This window comes from Peribacillus sp. P4_C12, from assembly GCF_056402095.1.
Genome location: NZ_JBFUIB010000106.1, coordinates 1 through 10,231, shown reverse-complemented (window position 1 = coordinate 10,231; position 10,231 = coordinate 1). Strand labels below are relative to the sequence as shown.

Here is a 10,231-nt window from a genome sequence, read left to right as displayed (position 1 = left end):
GTGCTTGGTCAGACCTTACTAGCGAGTCAGCCGGAACAGCCGGTTATCTGTATCGATCAAACACAGGTGGAGCATGGTGATTATTTAGATATAGGAAGGCTATTGCGGTCAGGGGTTGTGCCGGTTGTTGTTAAAACACTAACTTTCCACAACTAAGAAATGGAGGAGGATATGATGAAATTATCTACACAATACTTTGGGAAGACCTATCAATTTACTTCGCTAAAAGACGTATTGGCCAAGGCAAATGAAGAGAAATCAGGGGATAGACTTGCAGGGATTGCAGCCGAATCGGTCCAGGAACGGATTGCTGCGAAATCGGTACTAAGCGAAGTGACTTTAGCAGACATTCGAAACTATCCATTACTCTCTCCGGATGAGGATGAGGTGTCCCGAATAATTGATGGACTCATCAATCGTAGCATCTATCAATCTGTGAAAAATTGGACGGTTGCCGAACTGCGGGAATATATTTTAAGTGATGAGACGACTGGCGAAGATTTAATGAGGATAAGTAGAGGACTGAATAGTGAAATGATTGCTGCTGCAACAAAGCTCATGTCGAATCTCGATCTCATCCATGCAGCCAATAAAATCGAAGTGCTTACCAAAAACAATAGTACGATCGGATACAAAGGAACACTTGCCTCCCGTCTTCAGCCTAACCATCCGACTGACAATGTGGAAGGGATGCTAGCTTCATTAAAGGAGGGCCTTTCCTATGGAATTGGGGATGCACTCATTGGAATCAACCCTGTCGATGATTCAGTGGAAAGTATCAAAAGGTTGCTAAATGCCACTCAGGACGTAATTCAAAAATGGAATATCCCAACCCAAAATTGCGTACTTGCTCATGTGACCACTCAAATTAAAGCCGTACAGCAGGGAGCACCTGCTGATATGATTTTTCAAAGCATAGCCGGAACGGAAGCGGCCAATCGTTCTTTTGGAATTAGCGTTGAATTGCTTGAAGAAGCCAATGAGGTAGCAAAGTCCTATGGAACCGGCACAGGTCCACAACATCTTTATTTTGAAACGGGGCAAGGTTCAGAATTATCAGCGGAAGCCCACTTTGGAATTGATCAAGTGACGCTTGAGGCCAGGAACTATGGCTTTGCACGCTATTTTGATCCGTACATCGTCAATACGGTCGTCGGATTCATCGGTCCAGAATATCTTTATAACAGCAAGCAGGTCATTCGCGCCGGGTTAGAGGATCATTTTATGGGGAAAATGCATGGCCTGCCGATGGGAGTGGATATTTGCTATACGAATCATATGAAAGCGGATCAAAATGATATTGAGGACCTGGGTGTTCTTTTATCCGCGGCTGGTGTGAATTTTATCATCGCTACTCCAATGGGGGATGACTGTATGTTGAACTATCAGTCTTTGAGTTTCCACGATATAGCAACATTGAGGCAAACGATGAACAAGCGACCTGCGCCGTTATTCGAATCTTGGCTAGAGAAGATGGGTATCATGGAAAACGGCAAGTTGACGAAATGCGCGGGTGATCCGACTATTTTTAACCGTTAGGAGTGGATGATATGGGAATAAACGAACCATTTAATAAGGAAGAATTAGAAGACTTGATAACGAAAACTCCTGCCCGAATCGGGATAGGCAGAGCCGGGACACGTCCGAGGACGGATTCATGGCTGAAGTTTAGGTTTGACCACGCTGCTGCTGTTGATGCAGTATATGGTGACGTTAGTGAGGTTTTATTGAAACGGTTGGATCTGTTCAAAGTGAAAACGAGGGCGAGTGATAAGGAAGTCTATTTGCGCCGTCCGGATTATGGCCGAAAGCTTTCGGTCGAAGCAAAGCAAATGATTGAAGCCAAGTGCATAAAGGGCCCTATGGTTCAAATCATCATTTCAGATGGCTTGAGCTCCAAGGCAGTCGAAGAAAATGTGGAAGACGTCTATCTATCTTTTAAACAATCTTTGCTAAGGGCAAACTTGGATGTCGGTACGCCTTTTTATATTGAAAAAGGCAGAGTTGCTGTGATGGATGATGTCGGTGAAATTCTTAGACCAAAGGTCATTGTCCTGTTGATCGGTGAACGACCGGGACTTGTCAGTGCTGAATCACTGAGCGCCTATTTTTGCTACGAACCTCGTTTGGGTACCATTGAAGCAGAGCGGATGGTCATCTCTAACATCCATAAGGGCGGCATTCCACCGGTCGAAGCGGGAGCGCATCTCGGCACGGTCATTCAAAAAATCCTTAAATACCAAGCAAGCGGTATGTCACTCGTGAAGAAAGAAAATGAGGAAGAAAAGAGTACGGGATCAGCTTGAATAACAAAAATAGAGGAGCTTATAGCTCCTCTATTTACTTGTCCCTAAATTCCATAATCCAAATGGGTTGTAGAAAGGATGGTCTTCTTCGTATCTAAAGTCTTGAAGACTCGTCAATATATAGGCGGGTGCATCTGGTTGTACACAAAAGGTTTCACCATTTGTAAAGATAGGTCTTTCTCCTGCATGATAATAATTAAATGTGTTAAGTAAATCAGCTGCCTCTTTTGGTCTCATCGTGTTAAGTGTCACGGCATCTGGTAGACCAAATGCTTTCAGTCCAAATGAACAATAATAATCTTCCTCGCCAATAATCGTAACAAAATGGGCATAAACCGAGAGAATATCCGGGGTATGATGAAGTTGTTGCCAATCCTCTTTTGAATGTGCAATGCCTGCGGTTTCTATTTTTACAGCCATTCCGCCAGCCTTCAGGATTGCTGCCCCAGCATCAACTAAATCTGTAATATTTCCAAAGTCAGATACATCAGCAATTATATAAACCGTAAAAGTATGATTATTGATTTCCTCTAATAAACGCTCCGAAAAGGCCCCTTTACTGGCATAGGAAAAGGTTTCTTTCAAATTCGGTTCATAATCATAGACTTCCACTTGGAAAGTTATGTTTTTATCTTTGCTATGCAAAATATGACCGGCTAGCAGGTACCCTTCACTTTGAGAAGCCACAGCTTGAATCAATTCTGTTCGGTTCTTCCACTTTCCAGGTATCCCGATAATAATTTGAGTATCCGTCATGTAGCATCTCTCCTTTGTAATCATTTAATACTATACTACTCTTGGCGTTTTCCATAGTATTAAAAAAACAAAGTGCCAGGTTGGATTCAATTTGTCCCTAGAGATGGTGTGCAGGACTTTTTCAAATTTATACAATTGTTGTATAATATAATCTAGTAATCGTATAGCATATCTTCCGTGGAATTTATTTATGGATTTCCTTTTAGTTATATGAAAAAATGCTGTAGAGACAAGAATTATAGTAATCAATTTGTGTATATTCAATGATGAAAGAGAGTGGAATATAATGGGTCGTAAGTGGAACAATATCAAAGAAAAAAAAGCTTCAAAAGATGCAAATACAAGTCGTATTTATGCTAAGTTTGGACGTGAAATTTATGTAGTAGCCAAACAAGGTGAACCAGATCCAGAATCTAATCAGGCTTTGAGAGTTGTACTTGAACGTGCGAAAACGTACAATGTGCCGAGAACGATTATTGACCGTGCGATTGAAAAAGCAAAAGGCGGTTCTGAAGAAAGCTATGACGAACTTCGTTATGAAGGATTCGGACCAAATGGATCAATGGTTATCGTAGATGCGCTGACAAACAACGTGAACCGGACGGCATCAGATGTGCGTGCTGCATTTGGTAAAAACGGAGGAAACATGGGAGTCAGTGGATCTGTAGCCTATATGTTTGATGCAACGGCAGTTATCGGTATTGAAGGTAAAACAGGAGACGATGTGCTTGAATTATTAATGGAAGCGGATGTTGACGTACGTGACATTATTGAAGAAGAAGAGGCGGTTATCGTTTATGCTGAACCTGAACAATTCCATGCTGTACAAAAAGCATTCAAAGATGCGGGCATTACGGAATTTACAGTAGCAGAGCTAACGATGCTTGCACAAAATGACCTAACCCTTCCGGAAGATGCACAAGCACAATTCGAAAAAATGATCGATGCATTAGAAGATTTAGAAGATGTTCAACAGGTCTATCACAATGTGGATCTTGGGGAATAAAAAAGTTGAGCAGACCTTTGCTATGTAATCAAAGGCCTGCTTATTTTGCATTCATGGGGCACTGAGAGCCTGGTATGTAAATGACGGACTTGATGAATTGTTTTCTTTTATGACTGAAAAATCATTGGCAGTTCCATTTTGAACCTCAGCCTACTAAAGAAGATATTAAAGGCTTTAATGAAGGTGCATAACAAGGTTGAAAATAAAAGGAGAGAAGGATAGATAAAAGCAAATTAATTTGGCTTTTATCTATCCTTCTCTTTTCGTTTAGTCTGCTAACAATCTATTATTCTTGTAAGTCGATACCGTAAAGTTCGCGGTCTTTTTTTACCTGCTCTAGTTCGGAAATGGTAACTAGTTGATATCCTTTGTCATGCAGTTGTTTGATGATTTCCACTGCAGCCTGGGCGCTAGTTTGGTAAATATCATGCATAAGAATGACTTTACCGTCTTTGGCTTTGCTCATTACTTTGCCTACAATCTTCTTTTTACTGCGATTTTTCCAGTCTTCCGGGTCAACATCCCAAAGTGTGACCTTCATATCTTCCATATTTTCCTGGACATTATCGTTAATCGCTCCATATGGGGGACGAATAAGGTCTGGCTCAGTTCCGGTAGCTTTTTCAATAGCGTCTTGAGTCTGCTCAATTTGACTTTTGATTTTTTTCTTGCTTAGACGTGTCAATTGTGGATGATCCCAGGAATGGTTGCCGATTTCATTACCTTGTTCAGTCATCTTTTGCAGCACCTCTGGATAGTGTTGCACGCGGCTTCCAAGCACAAAAAAGGTAGCATGTGCATCATACTTGTTTAGGGCTTCCAGGATAGACATAGTATGACTTGGATGTGGCCCGTCATCGAACGTTAAGGCGATTACCTTTTGTGAAGGGTCAATCCATTCATTTTTCACTGGGAGCTTGGCGACGACATGTTTCGGTTGCCATTCCTTTACACGATCCTGATTTAAATCTTTACTTTGATATGAATCTAGCAAACTATTTTTGAAAAGTTCTTTATTAATAGCGATGGTATGAGTCTTAGATGAGTCTCCATCCTCATCAGTCTTTACATAGAATACAAGCGTATTTTTCAGCACTGAAAAAGAATCAAAGTTGGCTGCTTTTAGTTGGTTTTTCTTCTTAATAAGACTTTTCGAAATGCCTTCTTCTTTACTCTCGGTTAACTCTTCATAAACAATGTCAGATAAAACGGATAAATAATCAGTATCCGTGGCAAAAATGTCTTCTATAGAGAGTTTTTTCTGAGATGGAATATCATAAGTGAAGATCCGGGATCCGGACTGCTTCTTTCCTCCTACTTGTTCATATTTATCGAAGGAAATGGTAATGGTTTGCTTGCTGAAATGGAGTATCGTATAAGTGAGGTTAAGCTCAGAAGATGCTTTACCGCCAATGGCTTTCCATTTCTTTTCGTAATCTTTTATTTCTTTTTTTATGTAAGCTTCTAGTTGCTTGTCGATATTTTCTATATGAAGAACGGGCCTGCTTACTGAATACCCGCCTTTCGTATCATCTTTTACAAACGTTTGAATATCAGCTTCTGGGTAATTTTGATCATTTGAATAAGCCGAAACAGTTTTCTTCTTATCAAAAGCTAGGCTTTTTATAGCTAAACCCATTGCTCCCACTGCAGCTGTTAGACAAAATAGAAAAATAAAGACCTTTTTATAATTTAATTTCTTCATGATGCATTCCACCTCGATAATCATTCTACTATATAGACGCGCCAAAAGCCTTAATAGTTTGTAAAAAATTTCATTTTTTTATATGAAAATCTTTCTTTTGCCATTTTCAAACTTTTAAGACCCGTCGAGCGTCTATCCTTTGTACCTAGGATACGTAATTTAAATGTAAGGAGCTCTTTAAGGCAATGAAAAATCTAGATATAAATCAATTAATAGCGGCCCGGATAACCGAACGGCAAGAAAATTTGTACAGACTTGCTTTTTACTATGTGAAAAATAAAGAGGATGCGCTTGATATCGTGCAGGAATCAATCAGAAAAGCGCTAGCCTCGAGCAGCAAAATTAAAGATGCTGCTTCTATAGACAGCTGGTTATATAAGATCATAGTCAGAACGGCACTTGATGTTTTACGAAAGAATAAGAAACTGACAATTGCGGATGACGAAACAATAGAATACTTACGTAGTGGAGAGGAAGATCACTATCGGGACCTGGATTTGCAAAGGGCCATGGAGGGACTTGCGATCAAGTATAAAACGGTAGTCATTCTTCGTTTCTTTGAGGACTTGAAGTTGGAAGAAATAGCGGAAGTGTTGGAAGAGAACGTAAGCACAATTAAAACGAGATTATATAAAGCACTGCAACTATTGCGGATCAACATGACTGAACAGGAGGAAACGAAAAAATGGAAAAAAAATTAAAGGATCTGCGAGAAGAGTATCTTCAAACACCAATCCCTAAGGAATTAAACGATGTCGTTCAAGCGGCCTTGAATGAAAAACCCAGGAAAAAGCCAAGGGTTGCCAGAACCATATGGATTACAGCAGCAGCGGCCCTGCTGATTGTGACAGCCTCAGTAAACATGAGCCCGGCAGTAGCAAAAGCAATGAGCGACATTCCGATAGTTGAAAAAGTCATCGAAGTGATTACATTCGTTGAATGGAATGAAGAAGAAAATAATTCCTCAGCAGTAATCAAAACACCAGCTATTACAGGACTGGAAAATAAACAGCTGGAAAATAGCTTAAATGATAAATACATAGCGGAGAGCAAACAGCTCTATAAGGAATTCACGGACTCCATGTCTACTCTGAAGGAAGGAGAAAATGGAAATATCTCGGTGGAAAGTGGATATAAGATATTAACCGATAATGACACGATATTATCCGTCCAGCGTTATACAGACAAGATTCAAGCTTCCAGTTCTACAGAGAGCCAATTTGATACAGTTGACAAGAAAAACGAAGTGCTATTAACGTTAAATAGTTTGTTTAAAGATGACCGCTATCTTCAGGTAATAAACGAGAATATTATGGAACAGATGAAACAGCAAATGGCTGAGGACCCAAATAAAATATATTGGGTGGAAGACGATGAATTTGTTGAATTTAAAGGTATCGATGCAACACAAAACTTTTATATCAACAAAGATGGCAAGCTTGTGATCGCTTTTAACAGCTATGAAGCAGCACCAGGATATATGGGTGCAGTTGAATTTACGATCCCGACCAAGGTTATATCAGATCTTCTAGTTGGGGATCAATATATTCATTAAGAACTTACTTATTTAAACTTATATGTATGAAGAGCGATCTGTTTTTAAAACAGAGAACTTAAAATACTCGTTAATTAAAGACGAACCAAAGTTACGCGATCACAGTAACTTTGGTTCGTCTTTTGATTCTCCAAATTTCATCTGATCCAGTTCAAGCCTCATTTTTTCCGTTTCAATAAGAAAGTTTTCGTGTTTAAGTTTTTCGAGTTCTAATTCGTCTTTAATCATATTGTGTTTGGTTTTTGCTTGTTTTTCGAAATGGCTCGTCAGGATTCCAATAATGGGAATGGAAAATATCATTACAACTGTTACTAGACCTATCATACTTGTGCCTCCTCGTTTTTAAAAAGTATTTTTTCTATATATATTATACGGTGTATTGAATTGGTTTGGTTGGATTTTTTTTACAATATACTCTTTTTATTTGCTCTTATATTTTTCGAACCCTCTTTTTTTTGCACAGTGTATCTGTTGCGATGCGGTTGGGAAAGTTAGGTATTATATCCCCTTAAGCTTTTGGAGATTGTAAGATCGGTTTTCAAGGTGATTATTTTGAAATAAATTATTTAAATATACTAAATATTTATTTACAATAGAGCAAATAAAAGTTATTATACAATAATAAAAGGAGGGCTTGGTATGGCAACGATAAATAAACAGAAAATTGTGGATAGTGTACCTCAAAAAGGTTTTTTTGGAAACCCAAAAGGACTATTCACCCTTTTCTTTACTGAGTTCTGGGAGCGTTTCTCCTATTATGGCATGAAGGCCATTCTTGTTTACTATATGTATTACGAAGTTTCTAAAGGGGGACTAGGTCTTGATGAACACACAGCCCTTGCCCTTGTATCCATCTACGGATCTTTAGTATATATGTCCGGCATAATTGGCGGATGGCTTGCCGATAGGATTTTCGGGACTTCCAAAGCTGTATTTTACGGTGGTATCTTGATCATGCTCGGGCATATTGTCCTTGCTGTACCAGGCAGTCTCTCTATGTTCTTTGTTTCCATGGTACTCATTGTTCTGGGTACTGGTCTATTAAAACCGAATGTTTCCAGCATTGTCGGGGAAATATACGCGGAAAATGACGATCGCCGGGATTCCGGTTTCAGTATATTCTATATGGGTATCAACATGGGGGCATTCCTTTCACCGTTTCTTGTCGGTACAGTCGGAATGAACTACAGCTTCCACCTTGGTTTTGGGCTGGCGGCAATCGGTATGTTAATTGGGCTTATCGTCTTTGTTGCAACAAAGAAAAAGAACCTGGGCCTAGCTGGAACTCTTCCTGCTAACCCATTATCGCAAAATGAAAAGAAAACCGTATTCACTAAATTGGGAATAGCTACATTGATTGTAGCTGCCATCATCGGCATCACTGCCACTAAAGGTATCTTAACGATTAAAACCTTTATTAATCTTGTAGGTATCCTAGGGATCCTTATCCCGACCCTATATTTCATTTTCATGTATCGCAGCCCTAAAACAACTTCTGTTGAACGTTCACGATTGATAGCCTATATTCCTTTGTTTATAGCAGCTGTCATGTTCTGGGCAATTCAAGAGCAAGGTGCAACTATATTAGCAAATTATGCAGACAAACGGACACAGTTGAATTTTGCTGGAATAGAAATAAACCCGGCATGGTTCCAATCATTGAACCCTTTGTTCATCATTACCCTTGCACCAGTATTCGCATGGTTATGGATTAAACTAGGAAAGCGTCAGCCGACCGTACCTCAAAAATTCTCATTAGGTTTGCTATTCGCCGGTTTATCATTCTTGGTGATCCTGCTTCCTGTTTATTTCGGTGGATCAGACTCATTAGTCAATCCATTATGGCTTGTACTTAGTTATTTCCTTGTAGTGCTTGGAGAACTTTGTTTATCCCCTGTTGGACTTTCAGCAACTACAAAATTGGCTCCGGCTGCATTCTCGGCCCAAACGATGAGCCTGTGGTTCCTGGYAAGTGCAGCAGCACAAGCACTAAACGCGCAAATCGTTAGATTCTACACTCCTCAAACCGAAATGGCTTATTTTGGAGTGATCGGCGTTGCTTCAATGATCCTTGGACTGGCTCTGATGGCCTTATCACCTAAGATTCAAGGTTACATGAAAGGCATTCGCTAACACTTAGCCAGCAGTAAGGAAAAAAGGAATAGACTATAAAAAAAAGATGACCTTTGAAAAGGGTCATCTTTTTTATTACAATGATTATCATGTTTTGTGCATCCGCCGGAAATCCCTATGTTTGAGTAGAGTGACATCATTCAACAATTGTCGGAAAAAAAGGGCATCCAATGTAACCCTTTGCAGAATCCGGAAGTTAGCCTAGAATGTTTTCACTTCAGGCTAATTCTTTTATGGAGTCAACGGGCATTACCATACGCCAGTTGTTCAGTGTTTTGAGAGGTCCTGCTAACAAAACGCGGAAAATATACGCTAAGGAAACTTGGCTTTTTCGTGTCGAAATGTGCTTAGCGTATCAGGTGAAAAAATCACTTTGCAAAAACGTGAAGTATGTATGGAATTAACCAGAGGAGGTGCAGGATGAAAAAGAGGCTAGTGATGATTTTCATTTTATTAAGTGCAGCTGTGCAGATGATTGGGTTAACAGTTGATTTTCCATGGAAGGGAATCACACTGTGGACATTATCTGTGATTTTTCTTTTAATGGCAGCGTATTTCACGAAGTCTCCTGCGAAGAACTGAAAATCGAATCGAAAAGGAACCGGAATGAGATATGCTCTTGAAGTGAACCCAAAAAGTTAGACACTTTATTTAATTAGGCAGCCTTGAGGGCATGAATCCGGTAATCTACCGGGCTCATGCCTTTTAATTTTACCTTGATTCGTTGATGATTGTAGTAATGGATATATTCCTCTAATTCTTGTTTGAAA

At 39.7% G+C, this 10,231-nt stretch carries 11 protein-coding genes and 1 pseudogene; 8 read left to right on the top strand and 4 right to left on the bottom strand.

Translation table 11 applies throughout. The annotated features are described in order from the left end of the window. From AC1DUW_RS14565 to eutC, 3 genes and pseudogenes are all read left to right on the top strand, one after another. The coding region (locus AC1DUW_RS14565) for an ethanolamine ammonia-lyase reactivating factor EutA (RefSeq protein WP_477642816.1) at window positions 1–156 on the top strand (156 nt) is incomplete at its 5' end. A gap of 18 nt (window positions 157–174) precedes the next feature. Beyond that, the gene (locus AC1DUW_RS14560; RefSeq protein WP_477642815.1) at window positions 175–1,539 is read left to right on the top strand and encodes an ethanolamine ammonia-lyase subunit EutB; all 1,365 of its coding nucleotides are present in this window, start codon (window positions 175–177) and stop codon (window positions 1,537–1,539) included. Between the two features lie 14 nt (window positions 1,540–1,553). After that, a pseudogene (gene eutC, locus AC1DUW_RS14555) lies at window positions 1,554–2,306 on the top strand (ethanolamine ammonia-lyase subunit EutC); the annotation flags it as partial. Between the two features lie 30 nt (window positions 2,307–2,336). Here eutC and AC1DUW_RS14550 read toward each other — a convergent pair. Continuing rightward, window positions 2,337–3,062, bottom strand: a complete 726-nt coding sequence (locus AC1DUW_RS14550) for a DUF4261 domain-containing protein (RefSeq protein WP_477642813.1) — start codon at window positions 3,060–3,062, stop codon at window positions 2,337–2,339. A 286-nt stretch (window positions 3,063–3,348) separates the two neighbouring features. Between AC1DUW_RS14550 and AC1DUW_RS14545 the strand changes: the two genes are divergently transcribed. Beyond that, entirely contained in the window at window positions 3,349–4,068 is a 720-nt protein-coding gene (locus tag AC1DUW_RS14545) for a YebC/PmpR family DNA-binding transcriptional regulator (protein WP_377443477.1), read from the top strand. A gap of 286 nt (window positions 4,069–4,354) precedes the next feature. On the opposite strand, the gene AC1DUW_RS14540 is transcribed toward AC1DUW_RS14545, so the two are convergent. Then, a complete protein-coding gene (locus AC1DUW_RS14540) occupies window positions 4,355–5,773 on the bottom strand; it encodes a polysaccharide deacetylase family protein (protein WP_053347858.1) in 1,419 nt (472 codons plus the stop codon). Window positions 5,774–5,958: 185 nt separating this feature from the next. Between AC1DUW_RS14540 and AC1DUW_RS14535 the strand changes: the two genes are divergently transcribed. Next, window positions 5,959–6,474, top strand: coding sequence for a sigma-70 family RNA polymerase sigma factor (locus AC1DUW_RS14535; RefSeq protein WP_053347857.1), 516 nt, complete (start codon window positions 5,959–5,961; stop codon window positions 6,472–6,474). After that, entirely contained in the window at window positions 6,459–7,328 is an 870-nt protein-coding gene (gene rsiV / locus AC1DUW_RS14530; RefSeq protein ID WP_053347856.1) for an anti-sigma-V factor RsiV, read from the top strand. Before AC1DUW_RS14535 ends, rsiV begins: the two co-directional genes overlap by 16 nt. A gap of 99 nt (window positions 7,329–7,427) precedes the next feature. On the opposite strand, the gene AC1DUW_RS14525 is transcribed toward rsiV, so the two are convergent. Continuing rightward, a complete protein-coding gene (locus AC1DUW_RS14525) occupies window positions 7,428–7,652 on the bottom strand; it encodes a hypothetical protein (protein ID WP_053347855.1) in 225 nt (74 codons plus the stop codon). A gap of 315 nt (window positions 7,653–7,967) precedes the next feature. Between AC1DUW_RS14525 and AC1DUW_RS14520 the strand changes: the two genes are divergently transcribed. Beyond that, window positions 7,968–9,461, top strand: coding sequence for a peptide MFS transporter (locus AC1DUW_RS14520; protein WP_477642812.1), 1,494 nt, complete (start codon window positions 7,968–7,970; stop codon window positions 9,459–9,461). Between the two features lie 420 nt (window positions 9,462–9,881). Continuing rightward, window positions 9,882–10,043: a hypothetical protein gene (locus AC1DUW_RS14515; protein WP_157444387.1), complete on the top strand. Its 162-nt coding sequence runs from the start codon at window positions 9,882–9,884 to the stop codon at window positions 10,041–10,043. A gap of 73 nt (window positions 10,044–10,116) precedes the next feature. Here AC1DUW_RS14515 and AC1DUW_RS14510 read toward each other — a convergent pair. Beyond that, window positions 10,117–10,231 (bottom strand): IS3 family transposase (locus AC1DUW_RS14510; RefSeq protein WP_477642814.1); only part of this gene is annotated, 115 nt, incomplete at its 5' end.

Excerpts from the sequence above, each read along its gene's own strand:
- AC1DUW_RS14560 (WP_477642815.1), top strand. The coding sequence starts at position 175 with ATGAAATTATCTACACAATACTTTGGGAAGACCTATCAATTTACTTCG.
- AC1DUW_RS14550 (WP_477642813.1), bottom strand. The coding sequence starts at position 3,062 with ATGACGGATACTCAAATTATTATCGGGATACCTGGAAAGTGGAAGAAC.
- AC1DUW_RS14545 (WP_377443477.1), top strand. The coding sequence starts at position 3,349 with ATGGGTCGTAAGTGGAACAATATCAAAGAAAAAAAAGCTTCAAAAGAT.
- AC1DUW_RS14540 (WP_053347858.1), bottom strand. The coding sequence starts at position 5,773 with ATGAAGAAATTAAATTATAAAAAGGTCTTTATTTTTCTATTTTGTCTA.
- AC1DUW_RS14535 (WP_053347857.1), top strand. The coding sequence starts at position 5,959 with ATGAAAAATCTAGATATAAATCAATTAATAGCGGCCCGGATAACCGAA.
- rsiV (WP_053347856.1), top strand. The coding sequence starts at position 6,459 with ATGGAAAAAAAATTAAAGGATCTGCGAGAAGAGTATCTTCAAACACCA.
- AC1DUW_RS14525 (WP_053347855.1), bottom strand. The coding sequence starts at position 7,652 with ATGATAGGTCTAGTAACAGTTGTAATGATATTTTCCATTCCCATTATT.
- AC1DUW_RS14515 (WP_157444387.1), top strand. The coding sequence starts at position 9,882 with ATGAAAAAGAGGCTAGTGATGATTTTCATTTTATTAAGTGCAGCTGTG.